The 25,513-nt window shown below is 38.3% G+C and carries 23 protein-coding genes; 13 read left to right on the top strand and 10 right to left on the bottom strand.

Annotation, left to right across the window (positions count from 1 at the left end; translation table 11 throughout):
* The 7 genes from J8L85_RS08230 to J8L85_RS08260 all read left to right on the top strand — a co-directional run.
* Nucleotides 1-1,266, top strand: a 1,266-nt coding sequence (locus J8L85_RS08230) for a hypothetical protein (RefSeq protein WP_211016370.1), incomplete at its 5' end; no start/stop codon positions are given.
* Nucleotides 1,267-1,294: 28 nt separating this feature from the next.
* Complete coding sequence (locus tag J8L85_RS08235; RefSeq protein ID WP_211016372.1) at nt 1,295-3,328, top strand: gliding motility-associated C-terminal domain-containing protein; 2,034 nt, start codon at nt 1,295-1,297, stop codon at nt 3,326-3,328.
* Between the two features lie 4 nt (nt 3,329-3,332).
* Nucleotides 3,333-4,286 carry a type IX secretion system membrane protein PorP/SprF gene (locus J8L85_RS08240; protein WP_211016373.1) on the top strand — a complete coding sequence of 318 codons (954 nt, stop codon included), beginning with the start codon at nt 3,333-3,335 and terminating at the stop codon, nt 4,284-4,286.
* 86 nt (nt 4,287-4,372) lie between these two features.
* The gene (idi, locus tag J8L85_RS08245) at nt 4,373-4,906 is read left to right on the top strand and encodes an isopentenyl-diphosphate Delta-isomerase (protein ID WP_211016375.1); all 534 of its coding nucleotides are present in this window, start codon (nt 4,373-4,375) and stop codon (nt 4,904-4,906) included.
* On the top strand, nt 4,903-5,310 hold the full coding sequence (locus J8L85_RS08250) for a 6-carboxytetrahydropterin synthase (RefSeq protein ID WP_211016377.1): 408 nt from the start codon (nt 4,903-4,905) through the stop codon (nt 5,308-5,310). Before idi ends, J8L85_RS08250 begins: the two co-directional genes overlap by 4 nt.
* A 171-nt stretch (nt 5,311-5,481) precedes the next feature.
* A complete protein-coding gene (locus J8L85_RS08255) occupies nt 5,482-6,450 on the top strand; it encodes a type I phosphomannose isomerase catalytic subunit (RefSeq protein WP_211016379.1) in 969 nt (322 codons plus the stop codon).
* A 56-nt stretch (nt 6,451-6,506) separates the two neighbouring features.
* Complete coding sequence (locus tag J8L85_RS08260; protein WP_211016380.1) at nt 6,507-6,776, top strand: hypothetical protein; 270 nt, start codon at nt 6,507-6,509, stop codon at nt 6,774-6,776.
* A 55-nt stretch (nt 6,777-6,831) separates the two neighbouring features.
* Here the strand turns inward: J8L85_RS08260 and J8L85_RS08265 are convergent, their stop codons facing one another.
* From J8L85_RS08265 to J8L85_RS08285, 5 genes are all read right to left on the bottom strand, one after another.
* Nucleotides 6,832-7,524, bottom strand: a complete 693-nt coding sequence (locus tag J8L85_RS08265; protein WP_247656613.1) for a DUF4369 domain-containing protein — start codon at nt 7,522-7,524, stop codon at nt 6,832-6,834.
* 65 nt (nt 7,525-7,589) lie between these two features.
* Entirely contained in the window at nt 7,590-8,864 is a 1,275-nt protein-coding gene (locus tag J8L85_RS08270; RefSeq protein ID WP_211016382.1) for a DUF819 family protein, read from the bottom strand.
* Between the two features lie 34 nt (nt 8,865-8,898).
* Nucleotides 8,899-9,702 carry a Cof-type HAD-IIB family hydrolase gene (locus J8L85_RS08275; RefSeq protein ID WP_211016383.1) on the bottom strand — a complete coding sequence of 268 codons (804 nt, stop codon included), beginning with the start codon at nt 9,700-9,702 and terminating at the stop codon, nt 8,899-8,901.
* Nucleotide 9,703: 1 nt separating this feature from the next.
* A complete protein-coding gene (locus tag J8L85_RS08280; RefSeq protein ID WP_211016384.1) occupies nt 9,704-11,902 on the bottom strand; it encodes a DUF5916 domain-containing protein in 2,199 nt (732 codons plus the stop codon).
* Nucleotides 11,903-12,014: 112 nt separating this feature from the next.
* Entirely contained in the window at nt 12,015-14,276 is a 2,262-nt protein-coding gene (locus J8L85_RS08285) for a transglycosylase domain-containing protein (RefSeq protein ID WP_211016385.1), read from the bottom strand.
* Between the two features lie 89 nt (nt 14,277-14,365).
* Here J8L85_RS08285 and J8L85_RS08290 point away from each other — a divergent pair, with 89 nt between their 5' ends.
* Nucleotides 14,366-15,139, top strand: coding sequence for a S1/P1 nuclease (locus J8L85_RS08290; RefSeq protein WP_211016386.1), 774 nt, complete (start codon nt 14,366-14,368; stop codon nt 15,137-15,139).
* Nucleotides 15,140-15,371: 232 nt separating this feature from the next.
* Here J8L85_RS08290 and J8L85_RS08295 read toward each other — a convergent pair whose 3' ends face one another.
* The gene (locus tag J8L85_RS08295) at nt 15,372-15,971 is read right to left on the bottom strand and encodes an alpha-ketoglutarate-dependent dioxygenase AlkB (protein ID WP_211016387.1); all 600 of its coding nucleotides are present in this window, start codon (nt 15,969-15,971) and stop codon (nt 15,372-15,374) included.
* Nucleotides 15,971-16,843 (bottom strand): AraC family transcriptional regulator, encoded by an 873-nt coding sequence (locus J8L85_RS08300; protein WP_047244732.1) that lies wholly within the window; start codon nt 16,841-16,843, stop codon nt 15,971-15,973. Before J8L85_RS08300 ends, J8L85_RS08295 begins: the two co-directional genes overlap by 1 nt.
* 218 nt (nt 16,844-17,061) lie before the next feature.
* On the opposite strand from J8L85_RS08300, the gene J8L85_RS08305 reads away from it, so the two are divergent.
* Nucleotides 17,062-17,646, top strand: coding sequence for a hypothetical protein (locus tag J8L85_RS08305; protein ID WP_211016389.1), 585 nt, complete (start codon nt 17,062-17,064; stop codon nt 17,644-17,646).
* A 53-nt stretch (nt 17,647-17,699) separates the two neighbouring features.
* Here J8L85_RS08305 and J8L85_RS08310 read toward each other — a convergent pair whose 3' ends face one another.
* Together J8L85_RS08310 and J8L85_RS08315 are read right to left on the bottom strand one after the other, a co-directional pair.
* The gene (locus J8L85_RS08310) at nt 17,700-18,059 is read right to left on the bottom strand and encodes a hypothetical protein (RefSeq protein ID WP_211018204.1); all 360 of its coding nucleotides are present in this window, start codon (nt 18,057-18,059) and stop codon (nt 17,700-17,702) included.
* Nucleotides 18,060-18,061: 2 nt separating this feature from the next.
* Nucleotides 18,062-18,727, bottom strand: coding sequence for an MOSC domain-containing protein (locus J8L85_RS08315; protein ID WP_247656614.1), 666 nt, complete (start codon nt 18,725-18,727; stop codon nt 18,062-18,064).
* A 255-nt stretch (nt 18,728-18,982) separates the two neighbouring features.
* Here J8L85_RS08315 and J8L85_RS08320 point away from each other — a divergent pair, with 255 nt between their 5' ends.
* Both J8L85_RS08320 and J8L85_RS08325 read left to right on the top strand, forming a co-directional pair.
* Entirely contained in the window at nt 18,983-20,581 is a 1,599-nt protein-coding gene (locus J8L85_RS08320) for a solute:sodium symporter family transporter (RefSeq protein ID WP_211016390.1), read from the top strand.
* An 80-nt stretch (nt 20,582-20,661) separates the two neighbouring features.
* Nucleotides 20,662-21,474 carry an inositol oxygenase family protein gene (locus J8L85_RS08325; protein ID WP_211016392.1) on the top strand — a complete coding sequence of 271 codons (813 nt, stop codon included), beginning with the start codon at nt 20,662-20,664 and terminating at the stop codon, nt 21,472-21,474.
* 70 nt (nt 21,475-21,544) lie between these two features.
* Here J8L85_RS08325 and htpG read toward each other — a convergent pair whose 3' ends face one another.
* Nucleotides 21,545-23,434, bottom strand: coding sequence for a molecular chaperone HtpG (htpG, locus tag J8L85_RS08330; protein ID WP_211016394.1), 1,890 nt, complete (start codon nt 23,432-23,434; stop codon nt 21,545-21,547).
* Nucleotides 23,435-23,876: 442 nt separating this feature from the next.
* Here htpG and J8L85_RS08335 point away from each other — a divergent pair, with 442 nt between their 5' ends.
* A complete protein-coding gene (locus tag J8L85_RS08335) occupies nt 23,877-24,887 on the top strand; it encodes a beta-ketoacyl-ACP synthase III (RefSeq protein WP_211016395.1) in 1,011 nt (336 codons plus the stop codon).
* A gap of 265 nt (nt 24,888-25,152) precedes the next feature.
* Complete coding sequence (locus J8L85_RS08340; protein ID WP_211016397.1) at nt 25,153-25,512, top strand: CoA-binding protein; 360 nt, start codon at nt 25,153-25,155, stop codon at nt 25,510-25,512.
* Nucleotide 25,513 lies beyond the last annotated feature (1 nt).

A 25,513-nucleotide genomic window follows, 5' to 3' on the forward strand; every position in this document is an offset into this window, starting at 1 on the left:
GCAGGCGACGGATTGAACCTGGATGTGAGCAATGAGTTTACGGCAGTAGCCAGCCCGGATGCTAACAATGCCTTGGAAGTTCGTGGCAATGGTATTTATGCTACAGATGACCAGGATGCCGATGAGGTTGCTTTTGATGATAGTAGTGCATCGCTTGGCGCGACGGATGTACAGGGAGCAATCGAAGCATTGGTAAGTGCACCCGATAACGATACCCAGTATACGGCAGGCGACGGATTGAACCTGGATGTGAGCAATGAGTTCACGGCGGTAGCCAGTCCGGATGCTAACAATGCCTTGGAAGTTCGTGGCAATGGTATTTACGCTACAGATACAGATGACCAAGATGCCTCTGAGGTAAATCTATCAAGCCCTATCGACGTTGACGGTGATAGTTTGAACGAAACGAACGTACAGGAGGCCCTTGAGGACCTTGCCGCGAACAGCAGCGACGATCAAAATATTGAAAATCTTGCGATAAACACGAGTTCAAATATACTTACTGTCGGTATTGAGAACGGTAGTTCCCAAACCGTTAATTTATCACATTTGGACAATCCGGGTACCGACAACCAAAATATTGCAAACCTAGCCTTTTCTGGTACCACTTTAACCGTGGGTATAGAGAACGGTAGTTCCCAAACCGTGAGTTTACTTCCATTGGCCGACAATCAAAGTATACAAGGTTCAGGGCTGTCCGGAACCACCTTAACGATCGGTATAGAGGATGGTAGTTCAGAAACAGTAGATCTGTCTAGTTTGGCAAACACCGACAACCAACAAATAAGTCTCTCTGGAAATACCATTACCTTATCCAATGGAACTGGTACAGATACAAGTGTAACCCTTCCTACGGCAGATGGTACCGAAACTATAGTTACCGCTGGTAACGATATTAGTGTTACAGGCGATGGTAGTGCTTCGACCCCATATGTGATAAACAATGTAAGACCCGATATATTTTACCCACCTTCCATAGAAGTGGACGTGGCCACCGTAGGAACAGGTAGATCCATTGATCTGCATGCGGAATATGTATCTCAATATGGTTCGCCCATGGTAAGGAGTGATGTTGGTGGGGCCAATGAAGCGCCCGCTGCTATTCCTACCTATGCAGCAAATGAATTGTACTACTATGTTACTTATTACGACGCAACAGTATTTGCCAACGTCCAAGTTAATGCCAATGGTATAATGACCTATGATGTGATTGCTACACCAACAGATTATAACACATTGATAAACGTTGTGTTTGTGGCCAAGTAATTTAGAAGAAACAGATACCTAGACCGATTTGAAAAGAATTCACACATATAAAACCATTTTTCTTGGTGTTGTTTTTACAATATTAGGGATAACGGTATCCAATGCCCAGTATTTGTTGCAGGCTCCTGCGGATACAGCTGAAGAGACGAGAACGAATTTTCGTTGGTACGAAGCGCAGGATACTAGCACAATTTTAAGTACGGAGCGCTTTTTGGAAGTCACCGAACAAGGAGTTTATTTTGCTGTTTACGATGGTACTTTATGTGGTAAAAATGCTACAAGCTACTTTATTGTTACTAACTGTAATTCTCCCTATAACGAGGTTACTCTTGATATTAGTGATAATACCGATAGCCTTTCTCCAGCAGCATCTGTGAGTTGGACTCCTTCTTTACCGGGGGATCAGAGTGCGCCCACGGTCATTGCTACAAAAACTATAGAACGGTATGTAGCTACTATCAATAAGGCTGGAAATGCAAAAGACTTACCCAGTTTTACCGTGGTTTGTATTGACGAGTCGGCCATTCTTGTCGATGATATGGTAACGGTAGATGAAGATAGTTCTGTAATCGTTGATATTTTTTCTAATGATAGTGAGTTGCCTACAGAAGGTGTACTTACGATCACCGATCCGGCCAATGGTACGGTTAATGTAGATGACAACGGAACACCTAACGATCCTACCGATGATATCGTAACCTATACGCCCGATCCGGATTATAACGGTTCGGACTCTTTTGATTATACGATTTGCAATATTTATGGAGACTGTAGTACGGCAACTGTTACCGTAGATGTGACTCCTATTCTTGATACTATCGATGATAGTGTAGTTACTAACGAAGATACTCCTATCGTATTGGATGTTTTAGGAAATGATAATGATATTCCATCCGTAGGTACATTAACGGTTACCGATCCAACGAATGGTACTATTGTAATCGATAATGGAGGAACACCTAACGACCCTTCCGATGATACGATTACGTATACACCAAGTGAAAATTTCGATGGTAATGATTCGTTTACCTATACCCTGTGTGATGACCTAGGTAACTGTGATACCGCAACGGTAACCATTTTAGTGAGTGACGCTGCCGATCTTGATGCGGATAATGACGGAATCTTGGATAGCTTTGAAGACCTGAATTTGGATGGCGACAACGATCCTGCGACCGACCCGACCGACTCTGACGGCGATGGCTTCCCCGACTATCTTGATATAGATAGTGATAACGATGGTATACCCGATAATGTGGAGGCCCAGACTACAGAAGATTATATTGCTCCAAGTGGTGTTGATGCCGATGGCAATGGCTTGGACGATGCTTATGAGGATAATGGGGTCTTAGGATTGTTTCCGGTAGATACCGATGGTGACAGTCTTCCCGATTATTTAGATGAGGATAGTGATAATGACAATGTGCCGGATAGGGTAGAAGCACATGATTATGATCATGATGGCGTTGCCGATGTTGTTTTAATCGGCTCTGATAAAGACGATGATGGTTTGGATGATGGTTTTGAAGGTGCTATAACTGTTGATGTAGATGTAAATGATGAACTGGACGATCCATACCAACAATTACCTAATACCGATAATGATGAAGAATCTGATTATAGGGATACCGATGATGACGATGATGGTATAGAAACCATAGATGAAGACCTAAACCTTGACGGCGATTACGCTAACGATGACTCGGATAATGACGGAATTCCTAACTATTTAGATTCAGATCTTGAGCGACAAGAAGAAGCGGTAGAAGTTTTTAACGTAATAACACCTAATGGTGACGGTGTTCATGATGTGTTAAGAATAGACGGACTTGAGAATTATCCGAACAATACCATCCGCATTTATAACAGATGGGGCGTAATGGTATTTATGACCAAGGCGTACGGTACCCAAGGCAACCTGTTCGATGGCACATCTCAGGCAAGGGCAACTATAGAAAAGGAAAATAAGCTTCCAGTAGGTACATACTTTTACATATTGGATTACGAAGAACCCAATGGTAAAATGAAACAGCTTTCAGGTTACCTATATATTAATAGATAGAAGGATGTCAAATAATAGATCTACAAGAACAAAATATTGTACCCCTTTAAATAGATTTTTCCTTTTAATAGTATTGATTGGGGCAATGTCCTATGGTCAGCAAGATGCCCAATATACCCAATACATGTACAATACGGTAAGTGTAAACCCGGGGTATGCAGGTTCTAGGGGGCATATTAGTGTAGCGGCCCTACACCGTTCGCAATGGGTCGGTTTAGATGGCGCTCCGGTTACGCAGACCCTTAATGTTCATTCTCCCATTGGTTATAGGGGAGTTGGTCTAGGTCTTTCTATTGTAAACGATAAGATCGGCCCTACCTCGGAAACCAGTTTTGATGTCGATTTTTCTTATACTATTTGGACCTCTACCGAAGGCCGTTTAAGTTTTGGGTTGAAGGCTAGTGCCAACTTATTGGATATTCGGTTTTCGGAACTGAACCAGTATGCAAGCGACCAGACGTTGCAACAAGATATCGATAATAGGCTTACACCGAATATCGGTGCTGGAGTATATTACCACACCAATAATTTTTATGCGGGACTGTCCGTACCAAGATTGTTGGAAACAACGCATTTCGATGAATCTTCGCTCTCTACGGCAAAGGAGCAAATGAACTTCTATTTTATCACGGGCTACGTGTGGGATCTAAATCCTTTTTTAAAGTTTAAGCCGACATTGCTTACCAAATTGGTGCAAGGAGCCCCTTTACAGGTAGATCTTTCGGCTAATTTTATGTTCAACGAGAAATTTATTCTAGGTGCGGCCTATAGATGGGATGCCGCAGTGAGCGGTATGGCAGGGTTTAATATATCCGAGAATCTATTGATCGGAATAGCCTATGACCGTGAAACCACCGAATTGGGCGGTACTTCTTTTAACGATGGTTCTTTCGAGGTCATACTTAGATACGATTTTATCAGCACAAAGAACAATTTAAAATCACCTCGCTTTTTTTAAATACATTCCGTACATTTCTTCTTATTCTGTTATTTATTTTATTGATGGGTTTAATATAAGTTGTACAAAGACCCTATTTTTACAATATGAAGGAAGAAGAAGTAATACTTGTTAACGAAAAAGATGAGCAAATAGGCACTATGCCAAAGATGGAAGCCCATGAAAAGGCTGTACTTCATAGGGCATTTTCGGTATTTGTTCTAAATGATAAGAACGAGATAATGCTGCAACAACGTGCAGCACATAAATATCACTCCCCATTGTTATGGACCAATACGTGTTGCAGTCATCAAAGGGTAGGCGAGACCAATATCGTGGCGGGTAAAAGACGTTTGCAGGAAGAAATGGGATTTAAGACCGATTTAAAAGAACTTTTTTCTTTTATTTATAAGGCTCCTTTCGATAATGGTTTAACAGAACATGAACTAGATCATGTAATGCTTGGTTATTATAACAATGAGCCTGTTATTAATACGGACGAAGTAGAAGATTGGAAATGGATGACACCTGTCGATGTTAAAAATGACATAGAGAAAAATCCTGACGAGTACACCGCGTGGTTCAAAATAATTTTCGAAAAATTTTATCAGCACTTAGTCGATAACCTTGTTGTAAGATGAAAGTAAAAGTAAGTAGAAAGGCTCATTTTAATGCCGCACATAGATTGTTCCGGGAAGATTGGGACAATGATACAAATAATGCAGTATTCGGCAAATGCAGTAATCCGAATTATCATGGCCATAATTACGAAATGGTAGTCAGTGTTTATGGGGAAATAGACCAGAAGACCGGTTTTGTGATGGATATGAAAAAGTTGAAAGAATTGATCAGGGCAGAGATAGAAGAGGCCTTTGATCATAAAAATTTAAATGTAGAGGTGCCAGAGTTTAAGAACCTAAACCCCACGGCAGAAAATATAGCGGTAGTTATTTGGAAAAAGTTAAGGCCCCATATTGCACAGGATAAAGATATAGAAGTGGTCCTTTATGAAACCCCAAGAAATTTCGTGACCTTTTCGGGGTAAGGCTTTATATAGATATTGGGTATACCTCTTTTATTTAAACGAAATCTATAAGCATGCCGACAGTTCAACTTTAGAAATGGGTTGTTCGTATTAAGATAGTCAACAGTAACCGGTATTGTAAACAGTGTGGAACATCGTTTTCTTAAATTTGCAATTCATTAAAATTTAATTATGACCTTATATCCATTAAAATTTCACCCTATTCTAAAAGAAAGACTTTGGGGAGGTGTTAAATTGAAAGAAGTTTTAAATAAAAAGATTGAAAGCGACATTACTGGTGAGAGTTGGGAGCTTTCTGCCGTGAGTGGAGATGTATCGGTAGTTGCGAACGGAGATCTTAAAGATACTTCATTACAAGAATTGATAGAAAAGGAACCTGAGGCGCTTTTAGGTAAGAGCGTGGTCGCCAGATTTGGAAAAGAATTTCCGATCCTGATTAAATTTATAGATGCAAAACAAGACCTTTCTATACAATTGCATCCTAATGACGAACTAGCAAAGAAGAGGCACAATTCTTTTGGAAAAACCGAGATGTGGTACATTATGGATGCAGATCCAGGGGCGGAGCTTATCGTCGGGTTCAACAGAGATGTTACCAAAGATGAGTATTCTGAAAGTTTAAAGAACGATACGTTGTTGGAGTTGTTGAATTACGAAAAGGTAAAGGAAGGGGATACTTTTTTTATTAATACCGGTAAGATCCATGCTATCGGAGCCGGGGTACTTTTAGCGGAGATACAGCAAACCTCGGATGTTACGTATAGGGTATTCGATTTTAATAGAAAAGACAAGGATGGAAATCTAAGGGAACTTCATACCGATTTGGCCTTGGACGCGATCGATTATCAGAAAAAGGATGATTTCAAGGTAAATTATACACATACAAAAGATACGGTTAACCAAATGGTAGACTGTCCTTATTTTAAAACCAATTTCTTAAACCTTGAAAAAGACATGGAGCAAGATACAAGGTCTAGAGACTCGTTTACAATTTACATGTGCGTATCCGGAAAGAGTACTATAGGTACAGAGTTCGGTGAAGTGGATATTGATAAAGGTGAAACCATATTGGTGCCCGCTATATCAAATAAAATATCCATAAAAACCCAAGGAGCCAAGTTGCTGGAAGTTACTATTTAGTGGCTTCATCTAAAATGAAAGCCTAAAGTTGTACTTTTGTTAAAAATTAAAAGAAAATGGCAAGTATAAAAAATCTAAAAAAAGATATTAATAATGTACTAGGTGACATTATTGAAGGTGTTTATATAGTTGAGGAAACCAATGGAGGTCAGCACTCAAAAGAAGGTACCGCGATTATTGATGAAGCTATCAATGTTTTTGATGAGTTGATCGCCAAGGTAAACCAGAACGATATCGACAATAAAAAAGCCCACTATAAAGAAGTAAGGGCAGAGTTGGAAACAAAAGCGAACAAGTTAATAGAACAACTGAACAAACTAGGATAATTCTAGTTGGTTTTAAATAAAAAAAGCATCCTTTTGAGGATGCTTTTTTTATTACTTATTTTTTTAGTAGTTCCTTAAGTTCCATACCGTACTTAGAAGCAGCTACTTCCGGTGTTAGTACTTTGTAAATAGAATCTAGGTATTTAACGTTCGCATCAGGAATCTCTTTAACTGCGATATATGGCGCTATGTACGAGTCTTTGTTGTTAAGGGCAAAATTTATGGAGAAGGCATAGCCCTTTTGGGTGTTTTTGGCACTGGCACGTTCTAGTGAATCTATAATCGCTTGGTCTAACGGTTTTTCCGCTTTCGAAGCTTCCAGCATAATTTCGAGATTTCTTTTGTTGATATTGGATAGGGCTTTTCTATAATCCTCCAATTTTTCATGCGAGCTAGATCCTGTAATTTTTGCGTTCGTGTCAAAAGTATTCCAGTCGGTGTTTATGGTAATGATGCCAGGTTCTGCAAAAAATGTAATACGATCGTTGACATCGTTGTTATCCTTTTTGTTCAGATATAGGTAAAATATTTCTGGACTTTCTAGATCGGCGGTCAAACTAAAACTTCCATCACCATCAATTTCTAAAGAATCAACGGTAACCAAGCTGCTGTCCACCAAATGTTGTAGGTACAAGGTACCTTTTTTTAGGCCTTTTACTTTTCCGTTAACAACCAATGAGCCTTCTTTTTTGCTATCGCAAGACATTATAACAAGAAAGGCACTAAGGATAAAAAGTAATTTTTTCATTGAATTTATTTTGGAGGCAAATATCATTAAATTTTTAGAGAAAATATAGCTCGTAAACGGAAATGCTATAAACTAGAGGCGACTTCCATTAAATAGGCACAAAGCAATGCGCCGCCCGTACCTACCACATATCCCAACACCGCCAATAATACCCCAACGGAAGTCAGTGACGGGTGAAATTCTGCGGCCACTACAGGTGCGGAGGCGGCTCCACCAACATTGGCTTGGCTACCCACCGCTAGGAAGAAATAGGGTGCTTTTATAAGTTTTGCGACCAGTATAAGTAACCCGGCATGAATGGCTATCCATATAAACCCAACAGCTATTAAACCAGGGTTCTCCAATACTTTGCCAAGATCCATTTTCATGCCAATGGTAGCAACTAAGATATAGATGAACACGCCACCGATCTTACTTGCCCCTGCGCCTTCATAGTTCTTGGCCTTGGTGAACGACAATAATATGCCGGCACAGGTGGCGATAACCACCATCCAAAAGAAGCCCGACCCCAAGAAGCTAAGAAAACTTTTAGTATCACTGATGGCTTCAAAATTAGAGGTTAAATAAGAGCTTAAACGATCACCGAAAAAATGAGCAAGTCCCACGGCCGAAAAAGCCAAACAAAGCATCATCATATAATCGTTTAGGGTAGGTACCCGGGTTATTTTCTCGGTAAAGGCGGTTACCTTTACTTTTAATGTTTCAATGGCAGAGGTGTCTGCCTTTAGCCAATTATCTATACTTTTTGTTTTTCCTACCCCTAATAGTACAATGGCCATCCATACATTGGCCACTACAATGTCTATTAAGACCATGCCTCCATACTTTTCAGGGTTGTACTGAAATATCTCTAGCATGGCCGCTTGGTTGGCCCCGCCGCCGATCCAGCTACCGGCAATGGTCGCGAGTCCTCTCCATATAGCGTCAAAATCGTTGCCGCCAACGGTCTCAGGTGAAAAAATGGAGACCAAAAGAATTGCAATAGGTCCTCCGATAATAATGCCTACACTACCCGTTAAGAACATTATGATGGCTTTTGATCCCAAATTACTGATAGCTTTAAGATCAATACTTAGGGTCATTAAAACAAGGGCAGCAGGTAAAAGATACCTACTCGCCATAAAATAGAGATTGGAGGTTTCATCTGAAATTAGACCGCTACTTGCCAATAATGCCGGTAACAGGTAACACATGAGTACTGCGGGCACAATGGAATAGAATTTTTGCCAAAATCCTTTTTTTATGCTCGAGGTATAAAAAATAAAGCCCAAGGCCAAAGCCAATAAACCAAATACAACGGTATCGTTCGTAATTAAGGGCTGTGTTATAGAACTATCCATGAAGAAACTTAAAAATGTTATTTCTCAAATATAACTAAATATGCAGATGTTGTTGAATATATTGGGCAACGCCGTCCTCTGTATTATGAGAGGTAACAAAATCAGCACTCTTTTTTACCTCTTCGCGCCCATTGGCCACAGCCACTCCACAGCCTGTGTTGACCAACATTTCCAAATCGTTATAATTGTCACCGAAAGATATAACATCGTTAAGGGTTTCGTCATCGGCAAGTAACGATTTTATGGCCGATAGTTTTGAAACGGATTTTGGAGAAACTTCGATGAGCGTATCGTTAGAACGGTAGATGTTCAGTTCTTGTTGAAATTTGGTGTTTAGCTGAGGCATAAGAATGTCGGCAGTTTCTTTTGTTCCCATGATCATAATCTTATGCGCTCCTACGTTTTTGTCTTCCCATTCTAAAATTGAATTTTTGGTAGATTTAAAAGTGGGTATGGTCTTGGTATACTTTATTTCTTTTTCTACCCTTTCGGAGGTTTTTGGCACATGCCAATCGTTATGGGCATATAAACCAAGGTCTACTTTAAGAGGTTCTGTTAACTTATATATGTCGCGGACAACAGTAAGAGGAATGCTAACAGAATGTATTACTTTGTTTTCATGTAGTACCAAAGCGCCGTTGTAACAAATAATGGGCTGATCTAAAATTCCTAGATTTTCTTGTATATAATACATGCCACTGGGCATTCTGGCAGAAACCAAGATGATTCTGGTCGTGTTTTTTATTCTTTTTATTTCTGAAATGGTGAACTCGGAAACATCACTTTTTGTAGATAATAATGTGCCATCTAAATCTGAACATAGAATCTTGTACCTCATTTTAAATATTTAACCAATAGGTAAGTTTTAAGTTTATAGAGCGATATTTGGGTTCGAACGAGTTAACAAAGTAATTATCGTTATATACAATAAACAAATCTGATAATGGAGCAAAACGCCATTGTAATCTTGAGTTAAAACCTAAATTATCTCGCTGGTTACTGTATTGTACTAGTGTTGACCAAAACATCGATTTGCTAAAGGTAACATCTATTTTAGGACTTATCAGCCAAATATCTACACTTGAATAGGGTTCTGGGAGCGATATTTTATCATAGTTCATTGCTAATGATAAATATACCTTTGGTTGAAACCTTAAGTACATTTCAGCTTCAACAGAAAATCTATCGCCATTAAAAAAACTTCCCATGGTGGGTTCTATGCTATAGGCAAATCTTTTTCTACTGTCAGATTGATACTCCAATGAAACAAAATTATAATGGTAGCCGAGCATGCCTGGCAATGGTGTGGCATCATCTAAACCAGTGGGGTCAAAATCATCGAAAAGATAGGTGTACGAATGCGAGTACGAAACATTGATTTCGGATTGATCATTGAATTTGGATTCCCACGCCCCGTTTAGATCATAATCGGTATGAAGGAAATCATTTTCGGGGCTCCAGGTCAACACAGGAAAGAATTGAAAACTATGACTTTGCAAGGCACTGTTTTCTGGCCAGAAAACGCGCTCTACCATGGTAGCGGTTTTAAATATATCCGTTCTACGTACGAAGCCAAGGTCTGACCTAAAATCTTCGCCTATATAGACCATATCTTCAAAAAAGTTCCATTTTCTAGAATTATACTGCATAAATGCACCTGAGGAAAGGTTTGCTTTTCCGGCATTATGGGCAAAAGATTTGTGAAGGTAGAATTTACCGTTCCATACATTATTATTCGATATTAAATTATAATCAATACCCGCAACCCTGTTATAGCGATCTTCGTCATCTTGAAAATCATAATCTTTAAACGTTTGTCTATTAATAAAGAACATGCCAATATTAGAACGCCCGAATACATTTTGTTGAAGCGCTAGCATAGTATTATTGTTAGAGGCTATATTTTCATCTAGATCTTCGGCAGTCTGTAAATTTAGAAAACCTAATCTTAGTTCTTTGGTTACCTTACCGCTTAAACGAACACCGCCAATTATCTTGTTTTCGATGGTGTTGTCGGCAGTATCTTTTGCAATACCTATACGTCTCGAGAAAAACGGGTTGGCATCTCTACCGCCACCAAAACTACCAAATAGGTCACTGTTGTCTATAAAGAACTGCCTTTTTTCTGGAAGGGAAACTTCAAAACGGGTTAGGTTCGTAATCTGGTTGTCAACCTCTACCTGAGAAAAATCGGGGTTTACGGTCACATCTAAATTCATACTATTGCCGATAGCTATTTTGGCATCTCCCCCAACATTGATTTTTGTATCCGAGGCATTCAGCTCAAAATCTTTTTCTGAGCCCATATTTACATAAGGAATTACAGTTAGCGGGGTACGGTATTTACCCAATGGTTTTTCGAAAATCATATCGCCCATAAAAGTGAGGCCATAGATATTCTGGTTTTGGGGAATATTCATCCATGTACTGTTCTCGTTAGATTGCGTATCGAATCTGTAACTATTGAAACGCCATTTGGTCTCTCCTTCTTTAAATTTGAACGCAGTTAATGGTATGACCATTTCAGCAGTATAATATCCATCATAGATTTTAGAATCTCCACGCCATTTTACATCCCATGAAATGGTAAATCCGTTGAGATTTAATCCGCCACCCGAAACAAGACCTTCACGCCTAACACCATATGGATTTATACCGAATAGAAAAGCGTTGTTTCCATCATTGAAAGTATCGAAAAGCAAGGTGATATTATCACTGTTGCCTGCCCTAAAATCTCGTTTTAAGGATTGAATGGAATAATCTTGGCCCGCTGTCTTAATCGTAATGCCTACATAAAGGTTTTTATCATCGTACAGCATTTTAATTTCTGACTGTTTTTTAGATTGTATGGTATCTAATGGGAAGTATTGCCAGAATTCATCGGCCTTATCGGCTTTGGTCCAAATAGGCTCGTCAAGAATGCCATCTGGGGTTATTTCGGTGGTTATTTGCTTTACAACAAAAGATTTTTCATTTGTTTGCGCATTTAACGAAAAACAAAGGAGTATAAGTACAAGCGTACTTAGATATTTGGTCATTATGGTAAAAGTTTGGTAGTCAACCAAATGTAAGTCTTTGTTTTGTTAAATAAATGCTAAACTGAATTTTGGTTAAAAATTAAGAGAAATACGGTCTGTTGACTATGTTAAATTACCCATTGAACTTTTTACTCTTTTTCTTGTTCGGGTTTTTGAAAAGACGTTTAAAAAATCCGTCCCGTTTTACAGGTTCACAATCGAGCAGTTTTTTTACTTTGTCGGTGGGAGTGGGAAATTTGGCCCGGGTAAGGTAATTAAACTCTTTGTGTTTGTTCATTTTCTGAAGCATGAGGGCGAACATGGGCAGGGCGGCATTTGCACCTTGGCCCAAACTGGTGTTTTTAAACCCGATTTCATGGTTGTCCAAACCTACCCATGTGAGGTGGATCATCTTAGGGGTAAGTGCTACGAACCAGGCATCTTTATTATTTTGGGTAGTTCCGGTCTTGCCCGCAATATCGTTCGGTAATTTGTACTTGTTCCTGATTCGGGATGCAGTGCCCGAATTAATGGTGGCCTTCATGATCTCTAACATAATTTGACCGTTCTCGTGTGAAAAGGCTGCAGCCTCACTTTTTTGGGGTTTAAATTCTGCTAAAACAGCACCGGTGCGAGAGACTATTTTTTTGATTATAAATGGTTCTATATAGTGCCCATCATTTAGATAGGTAGTATATGCCCTGGCCATTTCTGTCATCTTTATTTCACCGGTACCCAAGGCTAAAGAGGGTTCTTTGGGCAATTGTTCTCTTATACCCATTTTTTTGGCTTGGTCCATTACGTTGTCAATACCGGTTTCTTCAAGAACCTTTACGGCGATGGTATTGACCGAGTTGCTCAAACCTTGTTCCATAGAGTAGTTTAAGTAAGTCTCATCTTTATCTCCGGAATTGCTTGGTGACCAGCCTTTTAAATTTTTGTACTCGACTTCTTGTGCAGAGAAATAGGTGCAGGGAGATATCCCTTTTTCGAGGGCGGCCGTGTAAACTATGGGTTTAAAAGTAGAACCTACCTGGCGCTTGCTTTGTGAGATATGGTCATATTTAAACTGTCTAAAATTAATACCGCCGATCCACGTTAGTACTTCTCCTGTTTTGGGGTTTAAAGAGAGCGATCCCGTGTTAAGAAATTTCATATAATGTTTAATACTGTCCATAACGCTGATATTTTTTTCAATATCGTCGCCCCAGGTTTTTAATACCATGGGTCTGGTGGTTTGTTTTAGGCTGTCCAAAATCTGAGCGTCCTCGAATCCCTTTTTCTTTAAACGCATATAGGCGGGCGTTCTTTTGGCAATTTTATGAATAAGGTTTTTGTTGGTTTTCCAAGGGGCATTTTTACCATAACTCCTTTCAAAATCATTTTGAAGTTTTGTCATATGTGCTACCATAGACTCTTCCGCCATTTGCTGTAATTTATAGTTCAGGGTGGTGTATATCTTTAGTCCAGAAGTGTAAATGTTAAGGTCTGCGCCATTTTTATTCTGCTCTTGGATCCAGCGCAACATTTGCTTGCGGACCTCCTCTCTAAAGTAAGGAGCCGTACCCGAACTATAATCATAGTCTCTATAATCCAGACCAAGCTCTTTGTTCTTTAAGTCTTCCCATTCGACATTGCTCAAAAAGCCGTTGTTTAACATAGCATATAGTACCAGATTTCTCCTTTCCAAACTCTTTTCAGGAAAAATACGTGGATTGTAGCCATACGTAGCCTTTAACATACCTACCAAAGTAGCGGCCTGCGTAATGGAAAGATTTTTTGTTCTGGTATTAAAGAATTTAAGTGAGGCACTTTCTATCCCGAAAGTATTATCACCAAAAGACACGGTGTTGAGGTAATGGGTCAGAATTTCATTTTTACTATAAATAGCTTCCAGTTTTTTGGCAATGAACATTTCCTTTATCTTATCTACAACAATATTTGTTTTGTTCCGATCTCTTCTCGGATAAAGATTCTTGGCCAATTGTTGGGTAAGGGTGCTACCTCCGCCAGCAGATTCGTCTCCCATGAGTACGGTTTTGACACCAACCCTAAAAAGACTGCGATAATCTATACCCGAATGCTCGTAGAACCTTTCATCCTCTATAGAGACCAGAGCATGCAAAAGGTGTTCTGGAAAATCTTCAAAAGTAATGGGCTGCCGGTCGTTTAAGTAGTATTTGCCAATTAGTACACTATCGGCGGTAAATACTTCTGAGGCCACTTGATATTGGAAATTGGATAGCTCCTCCTTGCTGGGAATTTTACCCCAAGCACCTACATAAATACTACCGATAAAAATACCGACCAACAATAATAGCGTTGTTACTATTATTAAAAAGTACCTAAGAATAGGTGGTTTTATTTTGAGGAGCGAAGATTTTGTCTTTTTCATATGTGCAAGATCTTATTAAAATTTAAGCTAATGGCACTTTTAACAATACCTTAAAATTTGAAGTTATATTTTTGAATAAAATTATTTTCATGAAAAAGCTTACGTTTCTATTGTTTCTAATGGTACAGGTTTCATTTGCCAATGATATGGTTTGGTCAAAAACTGGCCATAGGGTAGTGGGCGATGTAGCACAGGAATATTTGACCCGTAGGGCCCGAAAAGCTATAGATAAATTATTGCATGGTCAAAGTTTGGCAGCCGTTGCCAATTTTGGCGACGAGATCAAAGCGGATAGAAAATATAAGGAGTTTAGTGCGTTGCATTATGTAAATTTTCCGGCGGACAAAGATTATAAAGATGTGGAGCCCAGTAAATATGGTGATTTGGTAACAGGCATAAATAAATGTATAGAGGTTATCAAGGATCCAACAAGTAGCAATGAGGACAAAACCTTTTATCTTAAGTTTTTGGTGCACTTAATAGGAGATTTACACCAACCTATGCATGTTGGGCGTGCAGAGGACAGGGGAGGAAACGATATACAGGTTCAATGGTTTGGAAGGGGAAGCAACCTGCACAGGGTATGGGATTCTAATATGATAGACGATTATGGAATGAGTTATACCGAACTGTCGGATGCCCTGCCAAAGCTTTCAAAAGAAGAGATAAAACAAATGCAAGCAGGTACTATTTATGATTGGATAGAGGAAACTCAAGAAATTACCAATAAAGTATATGACTCTGTCGAGGTGGGAGAAAAACTCGGCTATCAATACGGATATAAATGGTGGGGTACCGTAGAGAACCAATTACTAAAAGGAGGTATACGTTTGGCAGCTGTACTGAACGATATATTCAAATAGATTATTACCGGCTCTCTTTTTTCTACATACAGCTTTTATAGTAGTTCTCTTTATATAGAAAACATTGTCTTAAACATTTATTAATTAAGAAGGCCGTAATTTTTGGCATGACCTTTGAAATGATATAATTAGTGAACGATAGGTAAATTAAACGTGGCGCACCCCTTGTTTAAAGATAGTCGTCACTAAGCTTAAACGGTGTAAAAAAATCGGTTCCCACAGCCGATTTTTTTTATTTTATGATTCTAAAGGTGAGGTTAATACGTTCCCCGACGGGTTTGCTTGTTTTTGGTACCTGGTGTTTCCAGAAATGTTGTGTTTTTCCTTTCATTAATAAAAGGCTTCCGTGTTGCAGTACCAATTTATGTTTTAGGTCTGGAACTGTATTGTGTTTTAAATGAAAAAGTCTATCTGCACCCAAACTCAATGAAGCAATAACAGGGTTTTTTCCCAATTCCTTTTCATTGTCCGCATGCCATCCATTACTGTCTTTTCCATTACGATATAGGTTAAGAAGGCATGTGGTAAATTTATAATGGCAGTATTGTTCTATCTTCTTTTTTAATTCCGTTAACTCTGGGGTAAACAAATGGGGCCGCATGGTTATGTTGGAATAGGAGTAAGGCTTGTTGTTATTTGCGTATAGGGCCGTAAGGCGAGGTTGTGCGTAGACCTTTCCAAAAACCTTTATATCGTCTTGCTGCCAGGGTATTTTTGCCCGAAGGTGCTTAAAATAAACGTCTGCCTCATCTCGATTTAAAAAATCGGGACAATAATAAACCTCGCTATCCGGAAGTTCAAGGTCTTTAAATAAGTTGCTTTCTACGGTCATTAGACCAAAACAGTCTTTAGTTCGTTTCGGTACTCACTGGGGTTTTGGCCCGTAAAGGCTTTAAAAGACTTGTTAAAGTGCGAGAAATTATTAAAACCGCACTCAAAACAAACCTCTGTAATGCTCATTGGCTTTTCTGCCAATAGTTTTGAGGCATGTACCAATCTATATTCGTTTACAAACTGTACGAAGGTCTTATTCGTAATCTTTTTAAAGTATCTACAGAAAGATGGTATGGTCATACTGACCATAGATGAAATTTCTTCTAGAGTAATCTCTTCTTTAAAGTTATTTTTAACATGGTTGAAAACGATGTTTATACGGTCGTTGTCCTTTACATCGGTTTCCAGAGAAAAACCAGTGGCATTTAACAACCTTAATTCATCCGAATTTCCTAATTCGTTCAGAATGTTCAAAATACTTAGAAGGCGTTGGAAATCTGTCTGGTACTCCAATATCTCCATCTTATCACCAATTTTTCTTTTCGTTTTGCCGTAAAAGGCAATTCCCCCACTGGCCGCTTTGAAAAGACTTTCGATTTTTCTCATTTCGGGAATTTTAAAAAAATCGGTCCCTAAAAAGTCCATTTTCATCTGTATGACCGTTTCACTGGTGTTTCCCGTAAGTGCATCGGTAAAACCACAATGTGGTAAATTACTACCGATCAAGATTAGATCTCCATCGGTATAATAAGATACATGACTTCCTATTTGTCGTTTGCCAGACCCCCCATTTACATAGACTAGTTCCAATTCTGGGTGATAATGCCACACATTGTTCTTATTCCTTTTATGCTCATCAAATTTTTGATAGGTAAAAGAATGACCAAAATCTGGTTCTATTGCTTCAAAAGTAGGTTTCTGTACAATCATTTATAATTGTGTTTGCTTATGTAAAATTAGACAACCCATAAATAGGGTTGCTTTGCAAAATTAACCTAAATATGTGGAATATTAACCATAAGCTATTTAGTAAGTGTTAAGTTGGTTAAAATAGCACATAAATAGGGGAAGTATGATGTAGTGGAGCAAGTAATACGAGGGTATGTTTGTAGTGTAAATTATTCATTAATCCTTTAAAGTAATTTATCATGAAAAAACTAGTAAAAATTACAACCGTTGTTGCCTTTATGTTCGCTACAGTAGCAGGCATGGCAAAAGAGCCAAAATTGGACTTAGTATCCTTAGGTAGAGCAAAAAGTGTGCTTTTGACCTTAGATGCATCGTCGCAAGGTGTTAAAGTGAAATTAATGGATGCAGATTCTCATGTAATTTATACAGAGAAATTATCAAATGGCCGTTTTAGTAAAAAACTGAATTTAGAAGGTTTAAAAGATGGTAATTACTATTTGTCTACTGAAGACGGATTAAAGCAATATTACTACACTATCGTTTTAACTGATGGCCAAGTAAAAATTATAGATTCAAGTGAGGCTGTAAAGCCATTTTTCAGAAAAACAGAGGACAGGATCTTTGTAAACTTCTTGAACCTGAACAAATCTGAAATCTCTTTAAAGGTATATGATGAAGACGATAGACTTGTATTTTCTGAAACTGTTGCTGACAAGGTAATCGTTGAAAAAGCTTTCAATTTCGCCGGAGCTTATGCCGGAAATTATACTGTAGTTGTTGCCGATAATGCAAATACCTACACTGAACAATTTGTTGTTAATTAAGTTGATTTAAGTTAATTTCATTAAAGGAGGCTGGAGAGCCTCCTTTTTTATTTTTATATATCAAGGTATTGGTAGGCCCAGTATATGAGGAGAAACTGCAAAGGAAGCCTTAGAACCAACAACCACTTAGGTATTCCTGCAGCTGCCTTTTTTCCGCTTAACATGTAAAAGTGCACCAAAAGAAAAAGTATCAACATTACGATTAAGCCATAGATAGAAAGGTTTTTTGTTATTGAAAAACAAACGCCCATTCCCAATAGTATCTCAGAAAGCCCGCTTAAATATACCAGAGTTTTATGATAAGGTAGATAGTTGGGCATAATTCTCATATACATTTTAGGTTTTATAAAATGCATTAAACCTGCTAAAACGTACATTCCTCCCATTAGGTACAAATGCCATGGGTAGAACAGTTTCATTGTACGTATTTAAGAAATCGGTCTTTTTTATACTGCGGAACCGATTCGTTTTCCATAAATAGTTTAAGTAGTTCTTGGGGCTTTTCTTTCATGAAGATCAATTCGTAAAATTGCTGTACGGTAAGAGCGTTGTTAGATTCCTCTATTAACTTTAAACAATCTCCGCTAAAGACTGCGCCTTCTTCAATTATTTTGACATAGGTGCCCGGGTGGTTATGTGATATAAACTCTTTGATTATACTTTGTGTGCCAAACCTTACGCCTAATTTATAACAGGGTTCCCGAGGTTGAGATACCTGAACCAACGCCTTTCCGATACGATAGATGTTACCGATCTTGATTTTTGCTTCGTCCAAACCTTCAATGGTAAGGTTTTCACCGAACATGCCCCATTCCCACTCAAGGTCTGGATATTTGTTTCTCCAGAAAGGATATTGCCCGGACGAAAAAAGATAACAAGCTTTATGAATACCTGCGTGATGCTTACGGTCTATAACCGTATCGTCCTTGACATCGGTCTTTCCCAAAAAAAGACCTTTAGTTGTCGGCGATTTATAAATACCTGTTTTTTCTTCGACTCCGTTCCATGTAAAACTTCTAGGGGCAAGACTAATATTCGTAGAAATAACCTTCATATCGTGAAGATAGAAAAACACGGCCATTAATCCCTGTTTTGGTATTTGATTGTTCGCATGTTTACAGGTTATGTTCAATCCTTTTACACCAAAAACAATACGTTCAAGTAACCTCTTTGTCTAAAACAGAATGTTCTGTTCGAAATTATGATGGTATTTAATTGTTAGTCAGATATTTTGCTAAAGTGTAAAAGAAACACGACATTAGGAGATGAATACCGGTCATAGTTAATAAAACCTGACCTAGGGTTTAGCTAATATTTTTTCACTTTATCTAAATAAATGTTATTTGTATCATTTTTGCTTTTTACTGGTTTTGTAGCATTTTATGCCACGTATAAACTTCGAAAGGATAAGCTGAACACCAAAGATGGTTATTTTCTAGGGGGGCGCTCTTTAACTGGTATCGTTATTGCCGGATCTTTGTTGTTGACCAACATTTCTACCGAGCATTTGGTAGGTATGAACGGTTCTTCTTATCGTAACGGGGCCATTATTATAGCATGGGAGGTTACATCTGCTTTGGCCTTGGTTGTCGGAGCCTTGTATTTGGCGCCCAGATATCTTAAAATGGGGCTGACCACGATACCTGAATTTTTAGAGAAACGGTTCGATGGACTTACCAGAACCTTGGTGGCCCTGCTATTGATCATATCTTTTGTCGCTACTTTATTACCTATTGTTCTATACACGGGAGCCCTAAACATAGAAGCTATTTTTGAAATATCGGAGCTGTTGAAGGTAAGCCATGATCAAGGAATCTGGATCACCATTTTAATAGTAGGAAGCATCGGTGCCATCTATGCTATTTTTGGAGGGTTGAAAATGGTGGCATATACGGACACTATTAATGGGTTTGGTCTTCTTGTTGCCGGTCTTCTCGTTCCGATTATAGCACTTTTGAGCATTGGGGATGGAAACTTGTTTCAGGGTTTGGGCGAAGTTTTTGATAACAGTCCTGAAAAGTTCAATGTAATTAGTAATGAACCAGGTATTGGTGATGGCGCACGTTCCTCTATATTACCTTTTGAGGTGTTGTTTACGGGGCTTATGGTGAATCAAATTTATTTTTGGACCATGCATCAATCCATAATACAAAGGGTATTGGGGGCGGTAAACCTAAAAGAAGCGCAAAAAGGGTTGTTGTATACGGGGCTATTGAAAATTCTAGTACCATTGATTATTGTGTTGCCCGGGCTTATAGGTTTTTATTACTTTGGAGAATCACTATATGATAACCCGGATAGCGTTTATCCCGAGTTGGTGAAAAAGGTAATGCCTTTATGGTTAACGGGGTTCTTTGTAGCCGTAATGATGGGGGCTATTTTAAGTACGTTCAATAGTGCCCTTAATAGTGCGGCCACCGTTTTTAGCCTAGGTATCTATAAAAGATATATACATAAAGATGCAGCTGATCGTAAGCTGGTGAAAATTGGTAAATGGACATCGTTGTTATTGGCCGTTTTTGCAATAGGCATTGCACCTTTTGTGGCAAATGCGCCAGACGGGCTATACCAACTTCTGCAACAATTGAACGGTATTTTCTTTATACCCATCGCCAGCGTTATTTCTGCAGGTTTTCTTTTTCCGAAAATTTCAGCTTTTGGGGCCAAAGTAGGTCTTGTATTTGGGCTGTTCTTTTATGTGATCATGTACTATTTTATAAAAGTGGATATACATTTTGTTCACATTTGGGGAATAGAGTTCGTTCTAAACCTCTTGGTAATGTACTTGGCATCAATGGTTAAACCAAATACAGAAAAATTTAAGATAAAAAACGCCGAGGTCATAAACCTAAAACCTTGGGCGTATGCCAAACCTTTTAGCCTCTTTTTGGTGCTATTTACTATCGTATTGTATGTTTGGTTAGGAAATATTTGAAATTCAATGTGTTATAGTTTACTATTTCAATATTTAAGCATAAATTTATTTAGAATAGAATTAAGAACCAATAGATTGTGATGGAGGAAAAAACGTTTAGAAATTATGATGCTCCCGATGTTTCTGCGGCCGTAAAAGAGCATTACAGAAAAATGAGGAAGAACCAAACCTATGATTATGTACAAAGAATGCATAAAAAGTATTTGACGTTCGATAAGCCAATGGATTTGTGGGAAGCTATGCGGCATTTAAACAGTTTAATAGATGTAAGCGATCCTGACCTAGATTTGCCCAACGTGCAGCATTTGATACAAAGTGCAGAAGCAATAAGGGCCGATGGCAGACCTGATTGGATGCAATTGACAGGTTTGATCCACGATCTGGGAAAAATAATGTTCATGTGGGGCAATGATGAAGATGGTACCAGCCAAGCCGAACAATGGGGAATGGTAGGTGATGTTTTTGTAGTAGGATGTGCGTTGCCGAATACATGTGTTTATCCTGAATTTAATGAGCTAAATGCCGATATGAAAGATGAACGTTATAATACCCCAACAGGTATTTATGAAGAAGGGTGTGGTTTAGATAACCTTGAATTGGCTTGGGGCCATGATGAATACCTGTATCAGGTTTTAAGTAACCATAAAGATAATACGCTTCCCGAAGAGGCCATGGTAATGATTAGGTACCATTCTTTTTATCCTTGGCATACAGGAGGAAGTTACTCAGAACTTTTAAATGAGAAAGACAAAGAGTATTTACAGATCATAAGAGATTTTAATAAATATGATCTGTATACTAAAAGTCAGAAAATATATGACCTGCAAGAGGTAATGGATTATTATAGACCTATTGCTGAAAAATATTTGGGAACAGGACCTATATACTGGTAATCTTCATAGTATTTAAAATAAAAAAGCCGTTTCATTTTGAAACGGCTTTTTTGGTTCTTGATATAATGGTTTATTTGACCATGTCGTAACTACGTTTAATAAACTCTGTTAATTCGGCACCTTTTAAAAGGCCTTTAGAGAGTTTAGCAAGATCTAACGATTGATTGATCAATCGTTCTTTTTTCTTTGCGGTTTTTGTGTTAAGAATTTCACTAACCAACTCATGGTTGGTATTTACGATCAGGTTGTACATCTCTGGCATATTGCCCATACCGAACATACCACCGCCACCGGTTTGCTGCATTTCTTTCATTCTTCGCATAAATTCCGGTTCTGTGATAATAAACGGCGAGGCATCGCTGTCCATTGCTTCCAATTGTACGGTATAATTGCTTTTTTCGCCAAAAACAGCTTCTAGATCCGCCTTTAGTTTTTCTTTCTCCTCGTCGGATAATTTAGAAATCTGCGTATCTTCTTTTTGTATTAATTTGTCAATATGGTCCGCATCTACCCTTGCAAAAGATATTTTCTCTTTTGAGGTTTCCAGTTTTTGCATCAAATGACTGATGATAGGGGAGTCCAATAGCAGAACTTCGTATCCCTTATCTTTTGCGGCCGCTATATAACTATGCTGGGCTTCTTTGTCCGATGCATAAAGAATAACCAATTTGTCATCTTTGTCGGTCTGGTTTTCTTTAATCTTTTCTTGCAGTTCCTCAAAAGTATAGTAGGTACCGTCTACCGTAGGGTACAATGCAAATTTGTCCGCTTTTTCAAAGAACTTATCTTCGGATAGCATTCCGTATTCAATAACGATTTTGATATCGTTCCATTTAGATTCAAAATCTTCACGGTTGTTCTTGAACAGCGAACTTAGTTTATCGGCAACCTTTCTGGTGATGTAAGAAGAAATTTTCTTTACCGCACCGTCTGCCTGTAAGTATGATCTTGAAACATTTAGGGGAATGTCGGGAGAATCGATAACACCACGTAACATGGTCAAGAATTCAGGAACAATACCCTCAACGTTATCGGTAACAAAAACCTGATTTTGATATAGTTGTATTTTATCCTTCTGAATATTCAGGTCATTGGTAAGTTTTGGAAAGTATAAAATACCGGTTAAGTTAAAAGGATAATCGACATTTAGGTGAATATGGAACAAAGGTTCATCAAACTGCATTGGGTACAATTCCCTGTAGAAAGATTTATAATCTTCATCTTTTAGGTCTGCTGGCTGTTTGGTCCATGCAGGGTTAGGGTTGTTAATTATGTTGTCTACCTCTTTGGTAGGTGCAGGGTCTTCTTCTTTTGCTCCTTCAGGTTTTGGTAGCGTTTCTGTTTTAGTGCCGAATTTTATGGGTACCGGCATAAACTTGTTGTACTTTCTTAGCAGCTCGCTTATTCTATGGTCTTCTAAAAACTCGGTAGAATCATCGGCAATGTGTAGAATAATTTCTGTTCCACGTTCTTTTTTGTCTGAAGCCTCTAGACTAAAATTAGGAGAACCGTCGCAAGACCAATGAACGGCTGGCTCGTCTTTAAAACTTTTGGTAATAATTTCTACTTTGTCCGCTACCATAAAGGCAGAGTAGAAACCAAGACCAAAATGGCCTATGATACCTGCATCTTTGGCAGAGTCTTCGTATTTGTTCAAAAACTCTTCGGCACCCGAGAATGCCACTTCGTTGATGTACTTTTTTACTTCTTCTTCTGTCATACCCAACCCTTGGTCTATGACATGAAGTTTTTTTCCTTCTTTATCTACCTTAACCTCGATAATAGGGTTGCCATACTCTACCTTGGCTTCGCCTATAGAGGTCAAATGCTTTAGTTTAAGAGTGGCATCCGTTGCATTCGAAATCAATTCCCTTAGAAAAATTTCATGATCGCTATACAAGAATTTCTTTATTAATGGAAATATATTGTCTACCGAAACATTTATTTTACCTGTAGCCATTTTATATGTTTTTTATATTAATTAATTCTAACCGATGATTGGCAAAAAAAGTACCATAATGTATATCAGTGACAAACTGACACATAGTTGATTTGAAAGTTTAACATAATTATTGTTTAATTTTTTTGTTATAAAGTTAAACAATTTGTATATTAAGCTGTGATTGGGAAGAAATGCTATGAGAAAGTTCTTACTGTAATCACGTTTTGTTATTTATTAGGTTAGGTTGTTTAAAAACGCGTTTTTCATAGAAAGCGCGTTTTTTCAGTTATTGTGGTATAGTTGTTTTTTGTGTGTTTTGATAGAAGAAAAAATGGCAATTTATGATTATATGAAACCATATAGTGAACCAACTAGTTTATCACAAAAAAAGTGATGATTTAGTAATTGTTGTTATATTGCATTGCTAGTTCTATGTCAATACTAGTGCAAAATTTATCATATGTACAATTCAAAAATAACCGGGTTAGGATATTATGTACCGGAAAATGTAATCACCAACGATGATCTGTCTAAAATCATGGATACCAATGATGCTTGGATTCAAGAGAGAACGGGTATAAAAGAAAGAAGGCATGTCGTTAGGGGAGATGGGGATACCACCACTACAATGGGGGTAAAAGCAGCTAAAATTGCAATTGAGAGGGCAAAAATAGATAAAGACGATATAGATTTTATCGTATTTGCTACATTAAGTCCGGATTATTATTTTCCTGGTCCCGGGGTTTTGGTACAGAGAGATTTGGGAATAAAGACCGTAGGTGCCTTAGATGTAAGAAACCAGTGTTCAGGTTTTATATACGCGCTTTCGGTTGCGGACCAATTTATAAAAAGTGGAATGTATAAAAATGTTCTTGTAATCGGTTCTGAACTGCATTCGCACGGTTTGGATATGACTACAAGGGGAAGGGGAGTTTCGGTCATTTTTGGTGATGGCGCCGGAGCTGCCGTTTTAAGTAGATCGGAAGACAAGGGGAAAGGAATGCTTTCTTCGCATTTACATTCTGAAGGGCAACATGCGGAAGAGCTGTCTTTGATCGCTCCGGGCATGGGCAAAAGATGGGTGACCGATATTATTGAGGACAACGACCCCAATGACGAATCATATTATCCGCATATGAACGGGCAATTCGTATTCAAGAATGCGGTAGTGCGTTTCAGTGAGGTGATTATGGAAGGGTTAAAAAAGAATAGCTTAAAACCAGAGGATATTGATCTACTGGTGCCCCACCAAGCAAACTTGAGGATCTCCCAGTTTATTCAGAATAAGTTTGGTTTGGGCAACGATCAGGTGTTTAACAATATTATGAAGTATGGTAATACCACAGCTGCATCTATTCCAATTGCCCTTACCGAAGCATGGGAGTCGGGTAAGGTAAAAGATGGCGACTTGGTGGTATTGGCGGCCTTTGGCAGTGGATTTACATGGGGTAGTGTAATTATTCGTTGGTAAGTAAAGACCTTAATTTTTTGCTGCGTGTTTCTGTAGGCAATTATTGTAGCGTATATAAAAAGCAGAACCCAGACATATGTCTGGGTTCCTTGCTGATAAGCTATACTAAACACTAACCATTAACTATAAATATATAGCGATATCAACTTTATTTATGCTTTTAACGCGTTAAAAATAATCTTATTACTAATTCTTACGTCTATATAAAGACGTTTTTTTTTTAAAATGTTACAGAATCAGTAAAATTTAACAACTTATTAATAAAATGAAAAAGACTCTTGTTTTCGGAGCATCCCTAAAAACAGACCGTTACAGTAACTTGGTAATACATAAACTTCTACGTAACGAAATAGAGACCCAAGCTTTTGGTATTAAAACCGGAGACGTCGGGGGCGTGCAAGTTAAGACCAATTTAAACGAATTCCAAGATATTCACACAATAACATTATACCTAAACCCATTACGGCAGAAACAGTATTACGACGTTATAATGGACCTGCAACCGAAACGGGTTATTTTTAACCCCGGAACCGAAAACCCGGAATTTTATAAATTGCTAAGGGAGAGGGGCATTAAGGTAGAAATTGCGTGTACACTGGTTTTATTGGCTACCGGGCAATACTGAT

It is taken from the genome of Maribacter sp. MMG018 (genome assembly GCF_018100785.1).
Taxonomy (GTDB): domain Bacteria; phylum Bacteroidota; class Bacteroidia; order Flavobacteriales; family Flavobacteriaceae; genus Maribacter.

Excerpts from the sequence above, each read along its gene's own strand:
- J8L85_RS08240 (WP_211016373.1), top strand. The coding sequence starts at position 3,333 with ATGTCAAATAATAGATCTACAAGAACAAAATATTGTACCCCTTTAAAT.
- idi (WP_211016375.1), top strand. The coding sequence starts at position 4,373 with ATGAAGGAAGAAGAAGTAATACTTGTTAACGAAAAAGATGAGCAAATA.
- J8L85_RS08250 (WP_211016377.1), top strand. The coding sequence starts at position 4,903 with ATGAAAGTAAAAGTAAGTAGAAAGGCTCATTTTAATGCCGCACATAGA.
- J8L85_RS08255 (WP_211016379.1), top strand. The coding sequence starts at position 5,482 with ATGACCTTATATCCATTAAAATTTCACCCTATTCTAAAAGAAAGACTT.
- J8L85_RS08260 (WP_211016380.1), top strand. The coding sequence starts at position 6,507 with ATGGCAAGTATAAAAAATCTAAAAAAAGATATTAATAATGTACTAGGT.
- J8L85_RS08265 (WP_247656613.1), bottom strand. The coding sequence starts at position 7,524 with ATGAAAAAATTACTTTTTATCCTTAGTGCCTTTCTTGTTATAATGTCT.
- J8L85_RS08270 (WP_211016382.1), bottom strand. The coding sequence starts at position 8,864 with ATGGATAGTTCTATAACACAGCCCTTAATTACGAACGATACCGTTGTA.
- J8L85_RS08275 (WP_211016383.1), bottom strand. The coding sequence starts at position 9,702 with ATGAGGTACAAGATTCTATGTTCAGATTTAGATGGCACATTATTATCT.
- J8L85_RS08280 (WP_211016384.1), bottom strand. The coding sequence starts at position 11,902 with ATGACCAAATATCTAAGTACGCTTGTACTTATACTCCTTTGTTTTTCG.
- J8L85_RS08285 (WP_211016385.1), bottom strand. The coding sequence starts at position 14,276 with ATGAAAAAGACAAAATCTTCGCTCCTCAAAATAAAACCACCTATTCTT.
- J8L85_RS08290 (WP_211016386.1), top strand. The coding sequence starts at position 14,366 with ATGAAAAAGCTTACGTTTCTATTGTTTCTAATGGTACAGGTTTCATTT.
- J8L85_RS08295 (WP_211016387.1), bottom strand. The coding sequence starts at position 15,971 with ATGACCGTAGAAAGCAACTTATTTAAAGACCTTGAACTTCCGGATAGC.
- J8L85_RS08300 (WP_047244732.1), bottom strand. The coding sequence starts at position 16,843 with ATGATTGTACAGAAACCTACTTTTGAAGCAATAGAACCAGATTTTGGT.
- J8L85_RS08305 (WP_211016389.1), top strand. The coding sequence starts at position 17,062 with ATGAAAAAACTAGTAAAAATTACAACCGTTGTTGCCTTTATGTTCGCT.
- J8L85_RS08315 (WP_247656614.1), bottom strand. The coding sequence starts at position 18,727 with ATGGCCGTGTTTTTCTATCTTCACGATATGAAGGTTATTTCTACGAAT.
- J8L85_RS08320 (WP_211016390.1), top strand. The coding sequence starts at position 18,983 with ATGTTATTTGTATCATTTTTGCTTTTTACTGGTTTTGTAGCATTTTAT.
- J8L85_RS08325 (WP_211016392.1), top strand. The coding sequence starts at position 20,662 with ATGGAGGAAAAAACGTTTAGAAATTATGATGCTCCCGATGTTTCTGCG.
- htpG (WP_211016394.1), bottom strand. The coding sequence starts at position 23,434 with ATGGCTACAGGTAAAATAAATGTTTCGGTAGACAATATATTTCCATTA.
- J8L85_RS08335 (WP_211016395.1), top strand. The coding sequence starts at position 23,877 with ATGTACAATTCAAAAATAACCGGGTTAGGATATTATGTACCGGAAAAT.
- J8L85_RS08340 (WP_211016397.1), top strand. The coding sequence starts at position 25,153 with ATGAAAAAGACTCTTGTTTTCGGAGCATCCCTAAAAACAGACCGTTAC.